The organism is Pseudomonas flavocrustae (assembly GCF_029872515.1).
Lineage (GTDB): Bacteria > Pseudomonadota > Gammaproteobacteria > Pseudomonadales > Pseudomonadaceae > Chryseomonas > Chryseomonas aestiva.
The window spans coordinates 367,614-387,793 of sequence record NZ_JAPDIQ010000003.1 but is presented as its reverse complement, the minus strand read 5'-3'; the positions used below and the strand labels follow the sequence as shown (position 1 = coordinate 387,793).

Below are 20,180 nucleotides of genomic sequence, written 5' to 3'. Positions count from 1 at the left end.
CTCTCTCTGTCAGGAGCTCGGATGGATAGCCTTTCCCTGCGCGAAGCCCGGCGCCTGGCCTTGCGTGCCCAGGGTTTTGGGAGTCAACCCAAGGGCGGTGCGGGCCTGGCCGCTATGTATCGCCAGGCCGCACGCCTGAATGTGCTGCAGATCGACTCGGTCAATGCCCTGGTGCGCTCGCACTATCTGCCGCTGTTCAGTCGTCTCGGCCGCTATGCCTTCGCCGACTTCGATGCCCTGGCCTGGGGTCAGGGGCGCAAGCGGCAGCTCTATGAATGCTGGGCCCATGAAGCCTCGCTGGTGCCGGCCGAGGTCTGGGCCGAACTGCGCTGGCGACGCGATCAGGCGCGCCAGGGCATTGGCATCTATCGGCAATTGGCGCGGTTCGCCGTCGAGCAGCCGCAGGTCGTCGCCCAGACCCTGGAGGCGGTGGTGCAACGGGGCGCCCTGGGCGCTGGCAGCCTGGCGAAGCGGGTCGAGCAGGCCGGTCCCTGGTGGGACTGGAGTCCGGGCAAGCTGGCGCTGGAGTGGCTGTTCGCCGCGGGTGAGGTGACGGTGGCCGGACGGCGCGGCTTCGAGCGCCTCTATGACCTGCCCGAGCGGGTGCTCCCGGCGGAGATCCTCGCGGCGCTTGCTCCTACGCCGGAAGCCGCGCGCCGGGCCTTGCTGCTGCGCAGTGCCCGTGCCCTGGGCGTGGCGAGCGAAGTCCAGCTGCGCGACTACTTTCGCCTGAGTCCCGCCGAAGCGCGGCAGGGCATCGCCGAATTGCAGGAGGAGGGCAGTCTGCAGCTCGTTCAGGTGCAGGGCTGGTCGAAGCCGGCCTATGTGGCCGAGCCGCCGAATCCCGGGCGTCCGGTGCAGGCGGCGGCGCTGCTGTCGCCCTTCGACTCCCTGGTCTGGGAGCGCGAGCGCACCGAGCAGCTGTTCGGATTCCGCTATCGACTGGAGATCTATACCCCGGCGCCCAAACGGGTCTATGGCTACTACGTATTGCCCTTTCTCTATCGGGAGCGGCTGGCGGCACGGGTGGATCTGCGCGCCGAGCGGGCGCAGTCGCGCCTGGCAGTGCATGCGGTGCATCTGGAGGCGGCAGGCCTGGATGACGAAGGACTGGATGCCCTGGCGGCGCAGTTGCGCTCCCTGGCTGCTTGGCTGGGTCTCGCCGACCTGCAGTTGCACGGGCCGGCGGACGTCTTGCGTGAGGCTGTTGCGCGGCACTAGATCGCGCCGCGCCCTCTGCCTAGCGGCGGATGCCCTTGAGCGTCTCGGCGATCATGAAGGCCAGTTCCAGGGACTGGTCGGCGTTCAGACGCGGGTCGCAATGGGTGTGGTAGCGGTCGGACAGGGCGTCTTCGGTGACCGGGCGGGCGCCGCCGATGCACTCGGTGACGTTCTGGCCGGTCATCTCGATATGGATGCCGCCCGCGTAGGTGCCCTCGGCCTGGTGCACGCCGAAGAACTCCTTGACCTCGCCCAGCACGCTGGCGAAGTCCCGGGTCTTGTAGCCGGTGGAGGCCTTGATGGTGTTGCCGTGCATGGGGTCGGAACTCCACAGCACCTGGCGGCCTTCGCGCTCCACGGTCTGGATCAGGCGCGGCAGGTGATCGGCGACCTTGCCCACGCCCATGCGCACGATGAGATTGAGGCGCCCCGGATCGTTCTCCGGGTTAAGGGTATCGATCAGGCGGATCAGGTCTTCGCTGGTGGTGGAAGGACCGACCTTGACGCCGATGGGGTTGTTCACCCCGCGCAGGAATTCGACGTGGGCACCGTCGGGCTGGCGGGTGCGATCGCCGATCCAGAGCATGTGCGCGGAGCAGTCGTACCAGTCGCCGGTCAGGCTGTCGCGGCGGACGAAGGCTTCTTCGTAGTTGAGCAGCAGCGCCTCATGGGCGGTGAAGAAGTTGGTTTCCTTGACCTGCGGCGCGGTGTCCAGGCCGCAGGCGCGCATGAAGGCCAGGGTCTCGTCGATGCGATCCGCCAACTGGTGGTAGCGGTCGGCCAGGGCCGAGTTGGCGATGAAATCCAGGTTCCAGCGATGCACCTGGTGCAGGTCGGCGAAGCCGCCCTGGGCAAAGGCCCGCAGCAGATTGAGCGTTGCGGTGGACTGGTTGTAGGCCTGGATCAGCCGCTGCGGGTCCGGGATGCGGCTGCCTTCGGTGAAGTCGATGCCGTTGACGATGTCGCCGCGGTAGGCCGGCAGGGAGACGCCGTCCTGGATTTCGTCGCCAGAGGAGCGCGGCTTGGCGAACTGGCCGGCCATGCGGCCGACCTTGACCACCGGGCAGCCCGCGGCGAAGGTCATGACCACCGCCATCTGCAGGAGCACCTTGAAGGTGTCGCGAATCTTGCCCGCGGAGAATTCGAAGAAGCTTTCCGCGCAATCACCGCCCTGCAACAGGAAGGCCCGACCCTGGGTCACCTCGGCGAACTGCCGGCGCAATTCACGGGCTTCGCCAGCAAACACCAGGGGCGGATAGCCGGCCAGGGTGCGCTCGACATCGGCGAGGCGGGCTTGATCGGGGTATTCGGGCTGTTGCTGGATGGGCAGGCTTCTCCAGCTGGTGGGGCTCCAGGGCGCGGACATGATTCTCTCTGAGTGGTGCGACGAAGCCGTCCATGGTAACCGATGACGGGCGCAACGCTCGATAGACAGTGCCCATCGCGGCTACCATGGGCGGCTATAGAGGAGGGTAGTGATGGTCGAGCCGGAAGTGTTGCTGGAAGAGGTCGTCGACGACCATGGCCGGATCCGGGTGGTCGAGGTGGGGCCTTATCGCTTTCTGGAGTTCGGCGAGGAAGTGGAGCAGAGCTGCGTCTTCACCCAGGACCCGGCCTGGCTGGAATATGACTACAACCGCGCCATGCTGCTGGGCGCACTCTGCCACCCGCAGCCACGCCGTGCGCTGTTTCTCGGGCTGGGCGCCGGTACCCTGACTCAGGCCTGCCTCAAGTGGTTGCCCCTGGAGGCGGTGGAGGCGCTGGAGCTGCGCCCCGCAGTGCCGCGCCTGGCCCGCCAGCATCTGGGCCTGGCCGAGGATCCACGCCTGGCGATCCGCATCGGCGATGCCCTGGACCTGCTCGACAGCGCAGCGCCTGCCGATCTGATCTTTGTCGATCTCTACACCGACGTCGGCCCCTCCAGCGCCCATCTGGCCTGGCGCTTTCTGGAAAACTGCCAGGCCAAGCTCAATCCCGGCGGCTGGCTGATGATCAACCAGTGGAGTGCCACCGACGGCAAGCCGCTGGGCGCCGCGCTGCTGCGCGGGCTGTTCCGTCATCACTATTGGGAGTGCCCGGTGGTGGAGGGCAACGTGATCCTGCTGGTACCGGCGAGTCTGGAACAGGAGCTGGACGAGGCGGCTACGCGGCAGCGCGTTCGGGAACTGAGCCTGCGCATCGGCTTCGATCTGGAGTCCTATCTGGACAACTTGCGTGCGGCAACCTGACCTCAAAAGTAGACCAAGGTTCTCTGGAGAAATGTCCAGGGTTCGGGTATTATTCGCCCCGGTCTTTTTGACCTTCCGTTCAGGAACTGCATTCTCCCGGTCCGCCACCATGGCCACCCCGGTCGTGCGTTCGCCCAACGGCGAACAATCCTAGACGCTTCACCCCCTTTCATCCGCTATTTCGCAAAAAGCTCACACCTTGGCTGCCTGGGCGACTTCGGTCATTCGGATAAGCGCAGCTCTTGGCTTTGGGGTCTTTGCGAAGCACACGAGGCAAGACAATGACCCAGGACATCAGCAATTTCGCTGCGCTCAATCTCAATCCCGCCATCCTCGCCGCCATCAAGGCCGTCGGTTACGAAGAGCCGTCGCCCATCCAGTCGCAGTCCATTCCGGTGATCCTCGCCGGCCACGACATGATCGGCCAGGCGCAGACCGGTACCGGCAAGACCGCAGCCTTTGCTCTGCCGCTGCTCTCGCAGCTCGACCCGTCCCGTCGTGAACCCCAAATTCTGGTGCTGGTTCCTACCCGTGAACTGGCCCTGCAGGTCGCAACCGCCTGCGAAACCTATTCCACCGAGATGCCTGGCGTCAAAGTCGTGGCTCTCTACGGCGGCGCGCCCATGGGTCCGCAGCTGAAGTCCCTGCGCATGGGTGCCCAGGTACTGGTCGCCACCCCCGGCCGTCTGTGCGACCACCTGCGCCGTGACGACAATCTGCTGGCCACCGTCCAGCGCCTGGTGCTCGACGAAGCCGACGAGATGCTCAAGCTGGGCTTCATGGACGACCTCGAATTCATCTTCGAAGCCATGCCGGAAACCCGCCAGACCGTCCTGTTCTCGGCGACCCTGCCGCCGTCGATCCGCGCCATCGCCGAACGTCATCTGAAGAACCCGCAACACGTCCGCATCGCGGCCAAGACCCAGACCGTCGCCCGCATCGAGCAGGCGCATCTGATGGTCCATGCCGACCAGAAGCCCGCCTCGGTGTTGCGCCTGCTGGAAGTGGAGAACTTCGACGCCCTGATCGCCTTCGTGCGGACCAAGCAGGCGACCCTGGACCTGGCCGAGCTGCTCGAGCGCCAGGGCTATCGCGTCAGCGCCCTGAACGGCGACATGCCCCAGGCTCAGCGCGAGAAGACCATCGAGTCCCTCAAGGACGGTTCGCTGGACATCGTGGTCGCCACCGACGTGGCGGCGCGCGGTCTGGACGTGGCGCGCATCACCCACGTGCTCAACGTGGACATGCCCTACGATCCCGAGTCCTATGTGCACCGTATCGGTCGTACCGGTCGTGCCGGTCGTGAAGGCCGCGCGCTGCTGCTGGTCACCCCGCGCGAGCGGCGCATGCTGCAGGTGATCGAGCGCGTTACCGGTCAGCGGGTTGGCGAGATCCGCCTGCCCGACGCCGAAGCCGTGCTGGAAGCCCGTATCTCCCGTCTGGCCGATGGCGTGGGTTCGCTGCTGGCCGATGCCGATGCTACCCACGGCGCGCTGCGTCAGGAGCTGTGCGAGCGTCTGCAATGCGATCCTTCGACCCTGGCCGCTGCGCTGCTGGCCAAGCTGACCGCCGGCCGCGCCCTCGATATCGAGTCGTTGCGCCGTGAGCAGCCGCTGACCCCCGGCGCGGGCCGTGGCGACCGTCCGCGTACCGAGCGTGGCGATCGTCCTGAGCGTGGTGAGCGCGGCGAGCGTCCGGATCGTGGTGAGCGTCGCCCGATGCAGCCGCTGCCGGAAGGCCGTGTGCGTTGCCGCACCGCCCTGGGCGCCCGTGACGGCGTTGCCGCCAAGAATCTGCTGGGTGCCATCATCAATGAAGGCGGCATGGATCGCGAGGCCATCGGCCGTATCCAGATCCGTGACTCCTTCAGCCTGGTGGAGCTGCCCGAGGACGGCCTGGAGCGTCTGCTGACCAAGCTCAAGGACACCCGCGTAGCCGGCAAGGCCCTGCGCCTGCGTCGCTATCGCGAGGATTGATCCCCGCGGTCACATGAAAAAGCCCCGGAGATCCGGGGCTTTTTTCTGCCTGAAGGAAAGGCGTGGGCTAGAGGATCACCTTGTCCTTCAGCTTTTCCGCCGCCAGTTGCAGCGCCTGAATGACCCGGTCCTTGTCGTAGTTCTGGATGTTGTTGGTGTCCAGGTACATGGAGAAGCCCGGCAGTTCGTGCTCGACGTAGCTGGGGGAGGCGCCCAGGTCGCGGCGGAAGTCCACCACCTGGTAGATCTGCACCGGCTTGCTGAAACCCTTGACGGTGATCCAGCTCTTGTCGCGGCACATGATGGTTTCCTTGACCAGCGAGTAGGTCTCGTGGCTGATCAGGATCTCGCCGGCGTCGGCAGCGTTTTCCAGGCGGCTGGCCAGGTTCACTTCGCGACCGATGATGGTGTAGTCCATGCGCGTGCTGGAACCGAAGTTGCCGACCGTGCAGTAACCGGTGTTCAGGCCCATGCGGATCTCCAGGGGCTTGTTAATGCCCTGGCTGCGCCACTGCTGGCGCAGGACCTTCATGTGCTTGCGCATGGCGATGGCCATGGAGACCGCGGCCACGGCGTCCTTCTTGGCGCCCTGGCTGTTGGCGTCGCCAAAGAACACCATCACGCAGTCGCCGACGAACTTGTCGATGGTGCCACCGTACTTCACGGCGATCTTCGACATCTCGTTGAGGTAGTTGTTGAGCATGTCGGTGAGGGCTTCGGCCTCGAGTTCTTCGGACAGCTCGGTGAAGCCCTTGATGTCGGAGAAGAACACCGTGATCTTCTTGCGCTGGGTGCCCAGGGCGATGTGCTGTTTGCCGGTGAAGATGGATTCCCAGACCTGGGGCGAAAGGTACTTCGCCAGGTTGTGCGCCAGGATCGCCGACTTCTCCTGCTCGCGCTTGAGGTCGTCGTTGATCTGGATGAGGCGTTTGCGCTGCCGGTGCAGGAAGTAGCCGGTGCCCCAGAGGTGCAGCATGGTGCCCACCACGCTGGTGACCGCCACCAGCAGCGGACTGGTGAGGTCGACGCCATGAAAGAAGGTGGCACTGCCCAGCGCCGCGGCACTGGTGGCGAACAGCAGGCAGAGGCCGAGCAGGCGGGGGCCACCGCGCAGCATGCTGGTGTAGCCGAGCATGAACAGCAGCATCAGGGTAGGCATCAGCGGGAAGCGCAACACCACCGCGGCCATGCCGACGTGGATGGCGTCTATGGCGGCGAGCAGGATATCGGTCTGGGCGCCGCGGTCGCGCCGGAGCTTGAGACTCAGCGTCTGGGCCACGTGCGGATAGAGCAGGGCGTAAGGGATAAGCCAGAGGCCCACGGCATCGGCCTGGACGTAGTAGCCCGCGGTGACGCTGGCGGCGGCAATCAGATAGGCGAATACCCGGGCGTAGTAGACGCCCAGGCTGTCACCGGACGCTGCGAGGAACCGGTTGAGCGCAAACTTCATCTGTCGGGTCCGTTTCGAAAAAGGCGAGAGGTCGGGATAACTCCGTTCGCGACGATGAAAGCGGCCGGGTTTTCTTGCATTGGCGATCTTAGCCGACCGCCCCGGCGAGGGCCAAGATTGTCGGCCGTTCCGCTGCTGTGACAGCCAAATTCGACAGTCATCCCTGGGTTACACTGCGGCATCTTTACAGGAGAGACGCTATGGATGCCCTCGCAGCCCTTTGCAATCGCGCCTCGGTCGGTCGCCTGACCGGGCCAGGCCCGACCCCCGAGCAACTCGAGACCCTGCTGCGCGCCGCGGACCGGGCGCCGGACCACAAGCTGCTGCGCCCCTGGCGGCTGATCCTGGTGGCCGGCGAGGGCCGTACTGTGCTCGGCGAGCTCTATGCGGACGCCCTGCGCCGTCGCGAGCCCGATGCGGATGCAGCGGCGCTGGACAAGGCTCGGCGCATGCCACTGCGAGCCCCCCTGGTGATCGCCGTCGTTGCCACCCTGCAGGAGCACCCCAAGGTGCCCGTCCAGGAGCAGATCATTACCGCTGGCTGCGTTGCCCACGGCCTGGTCAACGCGGCCTTCGCCCTGGGACTTGGGGCGGTCTGGCGCTCCGGTGACTTCAGCTACGACCCCTGGGTGCTGCAGGGGCTCGGGTTGGCCGAAAACGAACAGCTGGTGGGCTACGTCTACCTGGGCACGCCGGAGGTAGCGCCGCGCGTCCCGGCGCCGCGTGATCTGAGCGCGCAGGTCAGCCATTGGCCAGGACCGGCCTGAGCGGCAGGATGACGGTGGCGAGAAAGCCGCCGTCCGGGTGATTGCTCAGGTGCAGCTCGCCCCCATGGCGCTCGATGGCGCGGCGGGCGATGGCCAGGCCGAGGCCGTAGCCAGTGGCGTGCTGTTGATCCGAGCGGAAGAACGGCTCACCCAGACGCGGCAGGTCGGCTGTCTTGACCCCGGGCCCGTGGTCGCGCACCTGGATGCGGACCTCGCCTTTCGCCGCCGTTGCCGAAATGACAATGGGCTGCGCGGGTGGATTGAAGCGCAGCGCATTGCGCAACAGATTGTCCAGCGCGCGTTCCAGCACGTCCGGCCAGCCATCCAGCCGCAGGGCGGTGGGCACGTCCAGTTCCACGCGCTGCTGAGGCGCGCTGAGCTGGGCATCCTCCACCAGGCCTTCCAGCAGTGGATGCAATTCCAGTTGCTCGGGTGGGCCCGGGTCGGCTTCCTGGCGGGCGAGGGCGAGGATCTCGCCGATCAGGGTTTCCAGGCGATCGCATTCCAGGGTCAGCCGCGGCCACATGTTGCCCAGGTCACGGGGATCGGAGCGTTCGGCCAGCGCCAGGGCGATGCGCAGCCGCGCCAGTGGTGAACGCAATTCGTGGGACACGTCGCGCAGCAGCTGCCGCTGGCTGTCGATCAAGCGCTGGAGGTGGGCGCCCATGCGATTGAAGTCCTCGGCCAGCACACCCAGTTCGTCCTTGCGCCGGGCCAGGCGGGCCAGGGTGTCCTGCTGATAGGCAGTCTGGCCGAGATCGTGGACGGCGCGGCGCAGATGATTGAGCGGGCGGGTCAGACTCAGGGTCAGCAGCAGGCTGAACAGGGTCAGTACCACGGTGGCGATGGCCAGCATGCCGACCGGCCAGAACAGGCTCTGCCGGCGCCAGGCACCCAGCTCGGGTGTGGGCAGGTGGTAGATGAACAGGTAGTTCTGGCCGCTCGGACTGGTGTATTCGTCGGTCAGGCGTCGCCAGGGCAGTGGCCGGTTGGGATCGCGGGCGCCAGGGCCGGGACGCTGCTGATGCTGCGGCTGGTCGAGATCCTGGTCGAAGATGCGCGGTGGCAAGGTGCCGCGCACCAGGGGCGAGCCGTTTTCGCCCAGCACCAGCACATCGATGCCGTAGCGGCCCTTGCGCTGTTCGAGCAAGCCCTGGGCGGCGGCGGGACCGTCGTTTTCATAGCGTTGCACCCATTGTTCGGGAAGGTCGCGCAAGCCGGGGTGCTGCGCGAGGATCCAGGAATCCTGGTCGGCCAGGTGGCCGAGCAGCATGGTCAGGCCCACCGCGGAGAGGATGGCCAGCCAGAAGGTGGCGAAGATGCGCCAGAAGAGGGAACGAAAAACCATGCGGTCGCCTTAGAAGCTGCTCAACGTCTGCTGTGCGTCGGCCAAGCGGCGTTGAAAATGCCCTGGAAGGCCAGCCCCGTCCGAAAGCTCATTTACCACTCTTACACGCGGCTTCCTCGGTTACTTTCGGGCCTCGTTTGTTTCTCGCTCGCGAGACGTTGGGCAGGTTCTCGGTCAGACGCTGCGCCGAGGACCGTCGGCGCAGCGATCGGGGATTACGAGGACTTGTGGTCCTGCTTCCACTGCTGGAATTCCGCCCACTCCTTGGCGCGATCCTCGCGCTTCTTTTCCATTTCGTCGAAGCGCTTCTGCTGATCGGGCTTGAGCAGGGCGCGAATGGACTGACGAGTCTTGTCGCGATTGCCATCCAGCTGATCGTGCAGGGCCTTGCGCTGATCTTCGGGCAGCTTGTCGAGATAGCTCTTGACGATCTCGCGTTGCTGCTGGCGTTCCTCGCCCATCAGCTTGCCGACCTGCTCGCGTTGCTCGGGCGTCAGCTTGAGGCCGCGCAGGGGGCCATCGCCACGCGGACCACCGTCCATCAGCTTGCCGTGGGGCGGCGGGGCGATGTCGGCGCTGTCCTGGGTCGCGGCCAGGGTCAGGGTCGGCAGCAGGGCAGCGAACAGCACGGCGGGCATGAGTTTGCGCATCGGGAAATCTCCTTGGGATGACCGGTGCAATACCGGATGAGCCCAGTCTAGGAGCGGGGGAGTCAGTGGCGGTCAGCGGGCGTAAAGAGGGGGTAAAGGCTGCGCGGAGGGCTAGACGCTGTAGTAGTAGCCGCGGCCGCGCAGGGCGAGGATGCGGGGGCGACCGTCGGCATGGCTGCCGAGTTTGCGGCGCAGATTGCTGACGTGCATGTCCAGACTGCGGTCGTAGAGCGTCAGCTTGCGTCCGAGGGCTGCCTGGGCCAGCGCCTGCTTTTCCAGGGGTTCGCCCGGCTGGCGCAGCAGGGCTTCGAGAATGCGGCTCTCGGTGAGGGTCAGGGTGATCTCGGTTTCGCCGATATTGGCGACGCCCCGCGCCAGACTCAGCGACAGATCGCCAAGCTGCAGGCGGGCCGCGGGTTGGGCCGGATGGCTGCGCCTGAGGATGGCTCTCAGCCGTGCGGTGAGTTCACGCGGATCGCAGGGTTTGGCCAGATAGTCGTCGGCGCCCAGTTCCAGGCCGAGGATGCGGTCCAGCGGCTCGCCACGTCCCGACAGCATCAGCACGGGCAGTTGCGGATGATCGCTGCGCAACTGCTTGAGCAGCTCCAGGCCACTGCCGTCCGGCAGCATCACGTCCAGTACCACCACGTCCGGCGTGGCTTCGCGCAACTGGGTGCGGGCATCGCTGCCGGCATGGCAGGCGGTGACTTCGAAGCCTTCCTGTTTCAGCCAGGCACCAAGCAGCTCGCACAGCTCCTGGTCATCGTCGATCAGCAGTATCTGGCTCATGGGATCAGTCTCGCGGTTCATCCATGGGTTGCAGATGGCGCGCCAGATAGAGGCCCTGGCCAAGCATGAACACCAGGGTCATCGCCAGGCTGCCGAAGACCTTGAAGTCGACCCAGAAGCTTTCGTAGGTGAAGGCCACATAGAGATTCGCGCAACCGCAGACGATGAAGAAGATGATCCAGGCGATGTTCAGCCGCGTCCAGATCGGCGCCGGCAGACGCACCGCGTGGCCCAGCATGCGCTGAATAAGCGGCTTGTCGCCGATGAACTGGCTGCCCAGAAAGGCCACGGCGAACAGCCAGTTCACCACCGGTGCCTTCCATTTCAGGAAGGTCTCGCTATGGAAGGCCAGGGTCATGCCGCCAAACACCAGACAGGCGATCAGCGTCAGCCACTGGCTCTTTTCCAGCCGGCGCTGGGTCGCGAAGATCGCGCCATAGACCACCAGGGACGCGATGATCAGGACCGCGGTGGCACTGAAGATGCCGCCCAGGGTAAAGGCATGCCCGGCGAATTCCAGCGGACGCGGATCGAGCTTGTAGACCAGGAAGAACAGGAGCAGGGGGATGAAATCGATGAATTGTTTCATTAACGCAGCCGATAGCAGTGCATCGCGGCATAATACCTGATGAAGCCGGAGGAGAAAGCCATGCGTATCGACCTGCACTGTCATACCACCGCGTCGGACGGCGCCTTCGCGCCCGCCGAGGTGGTCAGACGGGCCCATGAGCGCGGGGTGCAGCTGCTGGCCATCACTGATCACGACACCCTAGACGGCTACGCCGAAGCCCTGCAAGCCGCGGACGGACTGGGTCTGCGCCTGCTCCCCGGTATCGAGATGTCCTGTACCTGGGGCGGCGCCACGCTGCATGTGCTGGGCTACAACTTCGCCCCTGAGGCGCCAGAGCTGAATGCCGCCCTGGAAGCGCTGCACGAAGGTCGCTGGGAGCGCGCCCGGGAAATTGACCGGCGGCTGGCGGCCAAGGGCATGCCCGGCACCCTGGAAGGGGCTCGCGCGGTGCAACTGGCCCTGGGCGACAGCCGCAATGCGCCGGCCCGGCCGCATTTTGCCGAATACCTGGTGCAGGCCGGCCATGTCGCGGACCGCGGCGATGCCTTCCGCAAATGGCTCGGCGGCGGCAAGCTCGGCGACGTCAAGCAGCATTGGCCGACCCTGGCCGAGACCCTGGCGACGCTCAAGGGCGCCAAGGCCTGGATCAGCCTGGCGCATCCGCTGGCCTATGGGTTCACCCGCACCAAGTTGCGCAAGCTGATCGGCGAATTCGTCAGCGGCGGCGGCCATGCCATCGAGGTGGTCAACGGCGTGCAGCCGGCGGAGCAGGTCGGCACCCTGGCAATTCTGGCGCGGGAATTCGGTCTGATGGTCAGTGCGGGCAGCGATTTCCATGCGCCGGCCGAGTGGTCGGAGCTGGGCATGTACCGTCCGTTGCCCGAAGATCTGCCGCCCCTCTGGGCGCGCTTCAGTCAACCGCTATACCCTCAGATTCGGGAACCCCAATGAGCCAGTTCATCGAAATTCATCCGCAGAATCCTCAGCCGCGGCTGATTCGTCAGGCCGTGGAAATCATCCGGTCCGGCGGTGTCATCGCCTATCCCACCGATTCCTCCTATGCGCTGGGCTGCCGTATCGGCGAGAAGAGCGCGGTGGAGCGTATCCGCCGCATCCGCCAGCTCGACGACAAGCACAACTTCACCCTGGTGTGCTGCGATCTCTCCGAGCTGGGCATCTATGCCAAGGTGGATACCAGTGCCTTCCGCCTGCTCAAGGCCTATACCCCCGGGCCCTACACCTTCATCCTCAATGCCACCCGCGAGGTGCCGCGCATGCTGCTGCATCCCAAGCGGCGCACCATCGGCGTGCGGGTGCCCCAGCATCCCATCACCCTGGCGCTGCTGGAGGCCCTGGGCGAGCCCTTGATGAGCGTGAGCCTGATTCTGCCGGGGGATGACGAAGCCCTGGGCGATGCCTGGGAGATCCGCGAGCGGCTCGAGCATTTCGTCGATCTGGTGATCGAAGGCGGTCCGGGTGGCTTGCAGCCGTCCACCGTGATCAGCCTGGCCGATGACGAACCGGAAGTGATTCGGGTCGGTGCCGGGGATCCGACGCCCTTCATGATCGAAGCATGAGCGAAGCCCTGGACCCCCAGCTGCTCGAACCCGAGCAGCTGCGCCTGGCGCTGGTCTATGGCGAGGCCTTCACCGAGCTGCCCCAGGACCTCTATATCCCGCCGGATGCCTTGGAGGTCTTTCTCGAAGCCTTCGAGGGACCGCTCGACCTGCTGCTCTATCTGATCCGCAAGCAGAACATCAACATCCTCGACATCCCGGTCGCCGAGATCACCCGGCAGTACATGAGCTATGTCGAGCTGATGAAGGCGGTGCAACTTGAACTGGCCGCCGAATACCTGCTGATGGCCGCCATGCTGGCGGAGATCAAATCGCGCATGCTGCTGCCGCGCGCCGAAGGCCTGGACGCCGAGGAAGAAGATCCCCGCGCCGAACTGATCCGCCGCCTGCAGGAATACGAGCGCTTCAAGAAGGCCGCCGAGGATCTCGATGAGCTGCCGCGCGAAGGCCGCAACTTCGTGGTGCCCACCTTGCCGGCGCCGGATGCGCGGGCACGCAAGCTGTTGCCCGAGGTGGACCTGGGCGAGTTGCTGCTGGCGATGGGCGAGGTCCTGCGCCGCGCCGACCTGTTCGAGAGCCACCAGGTGACCCGCGAGGTGCTGTCCACCCGCGAGCGCATGAGCCAGGTGCTGGAGCGCCTCAAGGAGGGTGCCTTCGTGCCCTTCGTGGCGCTGTTCACCCTGGATGAAGGCCGGCTCGGCGTGGTGGTGACCTTCATGGCCATTCTCGAACTGGTCAAGGAATCCCTGGTGGAACTGGTGCAGAATGAGCCCTTCAGCCCCATCCATGTCCGCGCCCGGGTCAGGGACGCCGACGGGGAAGAGGCGTCTCAGGCGTAGGCCAAGGCTGCCGTTGCCGCCGCGCTCTTGCGCTTGCTCACCAACAACCGGGCACCTTCACCGGCCGCAACCAGGGCTGCGGCTTCAGCCACGCTGGGGCTGCCGGTGTACTGCAACACCAGATCGCTGGCGGCAGTTATGCCGCGCTCTTGCGCCAGACGCTCGGCGGTGAAGCCGTGCAGAGGCAGCTGCCAGCGCTGGGCGAGGGCGCGCAGTCCGCGTTCTTCGAGTCGACTCGCAACGGTAGCCAGTGCGGTCAGCGCAGTGCGATCGCACTGGGCTTCCTGCAAGACCCCGAGCGCCAGCTCGGCGAGTTCGTCCAGCGAACAGTCCTGACGGCAGCCGAGGCCGAGAACCAGGCCCATCAGCCTTGAAGGCCCTTGGACGAAGCGTGGCAGTCCAGTCCAGAGCCTGAACAGCACAGCGGGCGAAGGACGAACGGGCGCCACGCCGAAGTATCGGTCTGGCTCAAGGTAGCGAAGGGGCGCGTAATGGCGATCATGGCAGGTCTTGAGGCGGAGGAAGGCAGGCGGTGGCTCGCCCTTGGCGACCGCTTCGAGAAGACCACGCGCCTCGTCCGCCGGTCAAGCCTGGCGGATTGACACCCTGGCGGGGCGCTCGTAGCCTGTCGCGTTCCGAGGTGCTCTTGTCGGCAAGAGCTTGAAAGGGAACGCGGTGCGATACCGCGGCTGCCCCCGCAACTGTAAGCGGCATCTTCAGCCACTCCACCAGGCCACTGCTCACGCGGGAAGGCCGGAGCCGGGCGCCGCGAGCCAGGAGACCTGCCTCGTCACGTTTCGAACACGCAACCGGGCGGGGTGATCCGGGCTGCCACCAGGGCCTCGCCGTCACGCGGGCGTCCGGCATGCCTGCCCGTCTTTTTTCGCTTTCTTTCTAAGGGCAGCCCATGAAAACCCTGGCCAAGACTCCCGTCACCATCGTTACCGGCTTCCTCGGTTCCGGCAAGACCACCCTGCTGCGGCACATGCTCGACCATGCCGAAGGCCGGCGCATCGCGGTAATCGTCAATGAATTCGGCGAGCTGGGCATCGACGGCGAGATCCTGCGCCAGTGCAGCATCGGCTGTAGCGAGGAAGAGGCCCAGGGCCGCGTCTTCGAATTGGCCAATGGCTGCCTGTGCTGCACCGTGCAGGAAGAATTCTTTCCGGTGATGAAGGAGCTGGTGACGCGGCGGGGCGACATCGACCACATCCTCATCGAAACCAGCGGCCTGGCCCTGCCCAAGCCCCTGGTGCAGGCCTTCCAGTGGCCGGAGATCCGCACCGCCTGCACCGTGGATGCGGTGATCACCGTGGTCGACAGCCCGGCGGTGGCGGCCGGCACCTTCGCCGCCCATCCGGAGCAGGTGGATGCCCAGCGTCGGCAGGACCCCAACCTCGACCATGAATCGCCGCTGCACGAGTTGTTCGAAGATCAGCTCGCCAGTGCCGACCTGGTGATCCTCAACAAGGCCGACGGCCTGGACGCCGAGGCCCTGGCCCGGGTCCGCGCCGAGGTGAGCGAAGAGTTGCCGCCGGCGGTCAAGGTGGTGGAAGCCAGTCGTGGCGTGTTGCCCCTGTCGGTGCTGCTGGGCCTGCAGGCCGAGTCCGAGGCCCATATCGACAGCCGTCCGACCCACCATGACCTCGAAGGTCATGAAGACCATGACCACGACGAATTCGACTCCTTTGGCGTCGAGTTGCCCGAGGTGGCGGAATCGACCCTGCTGGCGGCGCTGACCGAGGTGGTCAAGCGTCATGGCGTCCTGCGGGTGAAGGGCTTCGCCGCCATCGCCGGCAAGCCGCTGCGGCTGCTGGTGCAGGGCGTGGGCACCCGCTTCGACAAGCATTTCGACCGTGCCTGGAAGACCGGCGAGACCCGCAGCACCCAGCTGGTGCTGATCGGTCAGGAGCTGGACCAGGCGGCCATCACCGCCCAGTTGCGCGCCGCGGTGGCCTGACCCCGGATGCATCTGCTGCGTACCCAGCCGGGCGGTTTCGTCCCGGACGATGGCATCGCCCACCTGGCGCAGACGCCGGGCGAGATCGTCCTGCTCTGCAGTGGCGATTCGCACCTGGCGCTGCTGGCCGAGGCGACCCGTAGCCTGGACGAGCGCTATCCCAGTCTGCGGCTGGCCAATCCCATGCAGCTGCAGAACCACGCCTCGGTGGATCTCTACGTCGACGAGGTGCTGAGCCAGGCGCGGGTGGTGTTCATCTCCCTGCATGGCGGCCAGGGTTACTGGCGCTATGGCATGGAGCGGCTGGCCGAGCTGGCCGCGCGGGGGCTGACCCTGATCGCGGTACCCGGTTGCGACCGGCCCGACCCGGAACTGATGGCCCTGGGTACGGTGGCGCCCGAGCTGGCCGAACGGTTGTGGCGCTATCTGCGCCAGGGCGGCCTGGGCAATGCCTGGGATTTCCTGCATTGCCTGGCCAGCGAGTGCCTGGATGCCCGGTACAGCTACCAGCCGCCGCGGGAATTGCCGCGGGTGGCCGTCTATCACCCAGACGCCCTGGGTCTGGATGGCTGGCGTCAGCGCTGGCGACCGGACTGGCCTGCAGTGGCGCTGCTGTTCTATCGCACCCACCTGCAGTCGGCCAACACCGCCTTCGTCGATGTCTTCTGCCAGCAGCTGGAAGCTCAGGGGCTGAATCCGCTGCCCATCGCCGTGGCCAGTCTCAAGGAGTCGGCCTGCCTGGAAGAGGTGGAACGGCTGCTGGACGAGACCGCTACGGCGCTGATCCTCAATACCACAGGTTTTGCCCAATCCAGTCCGGAACGACCGACTCTCACGCCGTTCCGCCGGCCGGTGCCGGTACTCCAGGCCATCTGCGCCCAGGACAATCGCGAGCGCTGGCAAGAGAACCCCCAGGGGCTGGGCGCCCGCGACCTGGCCATGCACATCGCGCTGCCGGAGCTGGATGGGCGCATCATCACCCGGCCGATCAGTTTCAAGGGCCTGGCCTGGCGCTGCGAGCGCAGCCAGAGTGACGTGGTCAACTACCAGGCCGATGGCGAGCGCATGGCCTTCGTCGCGCGGCTGGCGCGCAGCTGGATCGAACTGGCACAGCGTCCCGCCGCGGACAAGCGCATCGCCCTGATCCTGGCCAACTATCCGACCCGCGACGGCCGCATTGGCAATGGCGTCGGCCTGGATACCCCGGCGGCGGCGCTCAAGGTCCTGCAGGCGCTGCAGACGGCCGGCTACCCGGTGGCCAATCTGCCTGAAAGCGGTACCGCCCTGATCGAGCGCCTGCTCGGTGGGGTGACCAACGACAGCGCCCTGCGCGATCTGCGCCCGGCCCTGCAGAGTCTGGCGCTGCAGGACTACCAGTCGCTATTCGCCCAGTTGCCCCTCAGCCTGCAGCAGGCGGTGACCGAGCGCTGGGGCGGGCCCGAGGCCGATCCCATGCACCGTCGGGGTCGGCTCATGGTGGCCGGGGTGCGCTTCGGCCTCACCTTCGTTGGCATCCAGCCGGCGCGCGGCTACGACGTCGATCCGGCGGCGGTCTATCACGATCCTGCGCTGGTGCCGCCCCATGGCTACCTGGCCTTCTATTTCTGGCTGCGCGAGGCCTATGGCGCCCAAGCCGTGGTGCATCTGGGCAAGCACGGCAATCTGGAGTGGTTGCCGGGTAAGGGCGTCGGGCTGTCGGCGGAGTGTTGGCCGGACGCCATCCTCGGACCGCTGCCCAACGTCTATCCCTTCATCGTCAACGATCCGGGGGAGGGTGCCCAGGCCAAGCGGCGCACCCAGGCGGTGATCATCGACCACCTGATGCCGCCGCTGACTCGCGCGGAGAGCTACGGGCCGCTGCGCGACCTGGAGCGCCTGGCCGACGAATACTACGACGCCAGCCTGCTGGACCTCCGACGCGCCACCGAATTGCGCGGCGAGATCCTGCAGCTGGTCCGCGAAACCGCCCTGGATCGCGAGTTGGGGCTGGTGATCACCGACGATCCGGACAGCTGGCTACCGCAGCTGGACGCCTACCTGTGCGACCTCAAGGAGTCCCAGATCCGCGACGGCCTGCATGTGTTCGGTGAATCCCCGACCGGCCAGCTGCGTCGCGATACCCTGGTGGCCTTGCTGCGCATTCCCCGGGGCAATGCCCAGGGCGCCAATGCCAGCCTGCTGCGAGTGCTGGCCAAGGACCTGCAGCTGGGGTTCGATCCCCTGGCCGCCGACCTCGGCGAGTCCTGGCAGGGGCCGCGTCCGGCGTGCCTGGAGGGGCTGTCGAGCGAACCCTGGCGCACCCTGGGCGATACCCGGGAGCGGCTGGAGCTCCTGGCCCTGGTCCTGGTGGCCGCGACCGTCGATGCCGAGCCGCTGCCGTTGGCGCTGGACGAATTGCCTGCCACCCGCCCGGTGCTGGAGCATCTGGTCGGCCAGGTCGCGCCGGCCCTGGACAGCTGCGGTCCCGCTGAAATCGGCGGCCTGCTGAGGGCACTGGAGGGGCGTTTCGTTCCCGCCGGCCCCAGCGGCGCGCCGAGTCGCGGGCGGCTGGACGTGCTGCCCACCGGGCGCAACTTCTTTTCGGTGGACGTGCGCAACCTGCCGAGCATGACCGCCTGGCGGCTGGGCTGGCAGTCGGCCAACCTGCTGTTGGAGCGTCATCTGCAGGAGGAGGGCGATCACCTGCGTCAGCTGGGTCTCTCGGTCTGGGGCACGGCGACCATGAGGACCGGCGGCGATGACATCGCCCAGGCGATGGCCCTGCTGGGCGTACGCCCGGTATGGCAGACCGGCAGTGCCCGGGTCGAGGACTTCGAGATCCTGCCGCTGTCGCTGCTGGATCGCCCGCGGGTGGATGTCACCCTGCGCATCTCAGGCTTCTTCCGCGATGCCTTCGGTGGGCTGGTCAGGCTGTTCGATGCCGCCGTCCAGGCGGTCGCCGCGCTGGACGAGCCGGACGACCTCAACCCCCTGGCCGCCCAGGTGCGCCGCGAGCGTGCTGCCCTGGAAGCGGCGGGTACCGCAGCTGATCTGGCCCGCCGTCAGGCCGGCTGGCGCATCTTCGGCGCCCAGCCCGGCGCCTATGGCGCTGGCGTCCAGGGCGCGGTGGAAGAGCGACAGTGGCAGGAACGTAGCGAACTGGCCACCGCCTATCTCAACTGGGGCGGCTACGCCTATGGCGCCGAGGATGACGGCACCGCTGCCCGCGACGACTTCTCGCGCCGCCTGGGTCGCCTGCAGGCCGTACTGCAGAACCAGGACAACCGCGAGCACGACCTGCTCGATTCCAACGACTACTACCAGTTCCAGGGCGGCATGCTGGCCGCTGCCGAGACCCTGAGCGGCCAGCGGCGTGCCAGCTACTTCGGCGATCACGCCCAGGCCGACCTGCCCAGGATCCGTACCCTCAGGGAAGAACTGGGCCGCGTGGTGCGCTCCCGGGCGGCCAATCCCAAGTGGATCGCCGGCATGAAGCGCCACGGCTACAAGGGCGCCTTCGAGATGGCCGCCACCGTGGACTACCTGTTCGGCTTCGGCGCCACCACCGAGCTGGTCGAGGATCATCAGTACCGGCAACTGGCCGATGCCTACCTGCTCGATGCCGATACCCGCGACTTCGTCGAACGCCACAACCCCGAGGCGCTGCGCGACATGACCGAGCGCCTGCTGGAAGCCCAGCAACGCGGCCTCTGGCAGGAGCCAGGCGACTACCGTGAAGCCCTTGAACAGCTCCTGATGGATATGGATGAAGCCTGAGATGACCGCTCCCGTCTTTCCCCTCGCTGCCGTGGTTGGCGCCGAGTCCCTGAAACTGGCGCTGTGTCTCAATGCCATCGACCCCCGTATTGGCGGCGTATTGATCGAAGGTCCCCGGGGTATGGCGAAGTCGACCCTGGCCCGGGGTCTCGCCGATCTGCTCGGAGGCGCTTCCTTCGTGACCTTGCCGCTGGGTGCCAGCGAGGAACGCATCGTCGGCACGCTGGATCTGGATGCGGCCCTCGGCGAGGGGCGGGCCCGCTTCGCGCCAGGTGTGCTGGCGGCGGCCGATGGCGGCGTACTTTATGTCGACGAGGTCAATCTGCTGCCGGATCACCTGGTGGATCTGCTGCTGGACGTGGCGGCCAGTGGGATCAACCGGGTGGAGCGCGACGGCATATCTCACGAGCACGCCGCTCGCTTTCTGTTGGTAGGCACCATGAATCCGGAGGAGGGCGAGTTGCGTCCGCAGTTGCTGGATCGCTTTGGCTTCGCCCTGGCGCTGGACAGCCGGCCGGCACCCCGGGAGCGGGCCGAGATCCTGCGCCGCCGCCTGGCCTTCGACAGCGATCCGCCAGCTTTCAATGCCCAGTGGGAACCAGCCCAGGCGGAGCTGCGGCAGCGCTGCGCCGCGGCCCGTGCGCGGCTTGCGGACATACCGCTGGACGATGCCGCGCTGGAAGCCATCACCGCAGGCTGCCACCAGGCCGGGGTCGATGGCCTGCGCGCCGATCTGGTCTGGTTGCGCGCGGCTCGCGCCCATGCCGCCTGGCGCGGCGCGCCTGCGATCGAAAATCCCGATATCGCCGCCGTGGCCGAATTCGCCCTGCGCCACCGGCGCCGCGCGTTACCGGACACTCCGGCAGTAATACCACCCCTGAAAGATAATTCAGCTGCTGATACTCAGGAGCAGGGGCCTGGCGATCAACAGCGACAGGGTGATGCCGAGCCCGCGGCGGGTAAGGGCGATAGCTGGGGCGCCCTGGCGCCGGAGCCCACCGCGACGGGCCCCAGACGCCGCTTGGGCGCGGCAAAAAAGCCCTAGGCG

General features: G+C 66.6%; 17 protein-coding genes and 1 riboswitch. Of the genes, 10 read left to right on the top strand and 7 right to left on the bottom strand.

The genetic code is table 11. The features are described from left to right. The first annotated feature begins 21 nt into the window (after nucleotides 1-21). The gene (locus OMP44_RS09730; RefSeq protein WP_280307553.1) at nucleotides 22-1,221 is read left to right on the top strand and encodes a winged helix-turn-helix domain-containing protein; all 1,200 of its coding nucleotides are present in this window, start codon (nucleotides 22-24) and stop codon (nucleotides 1,219-1,221) included. Between the two features lie 19 nt (nucleotides 1,222-1,240). Here the strand turns inward: OMP44_RS09730 and OMP44_RS09725 are convergent, their stop codons facing one another. Then, nucleotides 1,241-2,587, bottom strand: coding sequence for a class II 3-deoxy-7-phosphoheptulonate synthase (locus OMP44_RS09725; protein WP_133860659.1), 1,347 nt, complete (start codon nucleotides 2,585-2,587; stop codon nucleotides 1,241-1,243). A gap of 112 nt (nucleotides 2,588-2,699) precedes the next feature. Between OMP44_RS09725 and OMP44_RS09720 the strand changes: the two genes are divergently transcribed. Then, nucleotides 2,700-3,449: a spermidine synthase gene (locus OMP44_RS09720; RefSeq protein WP_280307552.1), complete on the top strand. Its 750-nt coding sequence runs from the start codon at nucleotides 2,700-2,702 to the stop codon at nucleotides 3,447-3,449. 281 nt (nucleotides 3,450-3,730) lie between these two features. Then, nucleotides 3,731-5,425, top strand: a complete 1,695-nt coding sequence (locus OMP44_RS09715; protein ID WP_133860657.1) for a DEAD/DEAH box helicase — start codon at nucleotides 3,731-3,733, stop codon at nucleotides 5,423-5,425. Nucleotides 5,426-5,492: 67 nt separating this feature from the next. Here OMP44_RS09715 and OMP44_RS09710 read toward each other — a convergent pair whose 3' ends face one another. Next, complete coding sequence (locus tag OMP44_RS09710; RefSeq protein ID WP_133860656.1) at nucleotides 5,493-6,875, bottom strand: adenylate/guanylate cyclase domain-containing protein; 1,383 nt, start codon at nucleotides 6,873-6,875, stop codon at nucleotides 5,493-5,495. Nucleotides 6,876-7,075: 200 nt separating this feature from the next. On the opposite strand from OMP44_RS09710, the gene OMP44_RS09705 reads away from it, so the two are divergent. After that, complete coding sequence (locus OMP44_RS09705) at nucleotides 7,076-7,642, top strand: nitroreductase family protein (protein ID WP_280307550.1); 567 nt, start codon at nucleotides 7,076-7,078, stop codon at nucleotides 7,640-7,642. Here the strand turns inward: OMP44_RS09705 and OMP44_RS09700 are convergent. The 4 genes from OMP44_RS09700 to OMP44_RS09685 form a co-directional block, all read right to left on the bottom strand. Continuing rightward, nucleotides 7,617-8,990 carry a sensor histidine kinase gene (locus OMP44_RS09700; protein WP_133860654.1) on the bottom strand — a complete coding sequence of 458 codons (1,374 nt, stop codon included), beginning with the start codon at nucleotides 8,988-8,990 and terminating at the stop codon, nucleotides 7,617-7,619. The two genes, OMP44_RS09705 and OMP44_RS09700, sit on opposite strands and share 26 nt — an antisense overlap. A gap of 215 nt (nucleotides 8,991-9,205) precedes the next feature. Further along, nucleotides 9,206-9,640 carry a Spy/CpxP family protein refolding chaperone gene (locus OMP44_RS09695; RefSeq protein ID WP_187979372.1) on the bottom strand — a complete coding sequence of 145 codons (435 nt, stop codon included), beginning with the start codon at nucleotides 9,638-9,640 and terminating at the stop codon, nucleotides 9,206-9,208. A gap of 111 nt (nucleotides 9,641-9,751) precedes the next feature. Further along, entirely contained in the window at nucleotides 9,752-10,429 is a 678-nt protein-coding gene (locus OMP44_RS09690; protein WP_133860652.1) for a response regulator transcription factor, read from the bottom strand. A 4-nt stretch (nucleotides 10,430-10,433) separates the two neighbouring features. Then, nucleotides 10,434-11,018 (bottom strand): septation protein A, encoded by a 585-nt coding sequence (locus OMP44_RS09685; protein WP_183629893.1) that lies wholly within the window; start codon nucleotides 11,016-11,018, stop codon nucleotides 10,434-10,436. A 60-nt stretch (nucleotides 11,019-11,078) separates the two neighbouring features. On the opposite strand from OMP44_RS09685, the gene OMP44_RS09680 reads away from it, so the two are divergent. The 3 genes from OMP44_RS09680 to OMP44_RS09670 are packed head-to-tail and all read left to right on the top strand — an operon-like array spanning nucleotide 11,079 to nucleotide 13,416. Then, a complete protein-coding gene (locus OMP44_RS09680; RefSeq protein ID WP_187979370.1) occupies nucleotides 11,079-11,951 on the top strand; it encodes a PHP domain-containing protein in 873 nt (290 codons plus the stop codon). Continuing rightward, nucleotides 11,948-12,577, top strand: a complete 630-nt coding sequence (locus OMP44_RS09675; protein ID WP_158893925.1) for an L-threonylcarbamoyladenylate synthase — start codon at nucleotides 11,948-11,950, stop codon at nucleotides 12,575-12,577. The genes OMP44_RS09680 and OMP44_RS09675 overlap by 4 nt, the downstream gene beginning before the upstream one ends. Continuing rightward, nucleotides 12,574-13,416 carry a segregation and condensation protein A gene (locus OMP44_RS09670; protein WP_488803452.1) on the top strand — a complete coding sequence of 281 codons (843 nt, stop codon included), beginning with the start codon at nucleotides 12,574-12,576 and terminating at the stop codon, nucleotides 13,414-13,416. The genes OMP44_RS09675 and OMP44_RS09670 overlap by 4 nt, the downstream gene beginning before the upstream one ends. Here the strand turns inward: OMP44_RS09670 and OMP44_RS09665 are convergent. Then, entirely contained in the window at nucleotides 13,407-13,781 is a 375-nt protein-coding gene (locus OMP44_RS09665; protein ID WP_280307545.1) for a cobalamin biosynthesis protein, read from the bottom strand. The genes OMP44_RS09670 and OMP44_RS09665 overlap by 10 nt on opposite strands. A 256-nt stretch (nucleotides 13,782-14,037) precedes the next feature. Continuing rightward, a riboswitch (cobalamin riboswitch) is annotated at nucleotides 14,038-14,220 on the top strand. Between the two features lie 103 nt (nucleotides 14,221-14,323). Between OMP44_RS09665 and cobW the strand changes: the two genes are divergently transcribed. From cobW to OMP44_RS09650, 3 genes are read left to right on the top strand one after another with little or no spacing between them, the layout of a single operon-like run. Further along, nucleotides 14,324-15,376 (top strand): cobalamin biosynthesis protein CobW, encoded by a 1,053-nt coding sequence (cobW, locus tag OMP44_RS09660; RefSeq protein WP_280307544.1) that lies wholly within the window; start codon nucleotides 14,324-14,326, stop codon nucleotides 15,374-15,376. Between the two features lie 6 nt (nucleotides 15,377-15,382). Further along, nucleotides 15,383-19,132, top strand: coding sequence for a cobaltochelatase subunit CobN (gene cobN / locus OMP44_RS09655; RefSeq protein ID WP_280307543.1), 3,750 nt, complete (start codon nucleotides 15,383-15,385; stop codon nucleotides 19,130-19,132). Between the two features lies 1 nt (nucleotide 19,133). After that, nucleotides 19,134-20,177: a magnesium chelatase ATPase subunit I gene (locus tag OMP44_RS09650; RefSeq protein ID WP_280307541.1), complete on the top strand. Its 1,044-nt coding sequence runs from the start codon at nucleotides 19,134-19,136 to the stop codon at nucleotides 20,175-20,177. Nucleotides 20,178-20,180: the final 3 nt, after the last annotated feature.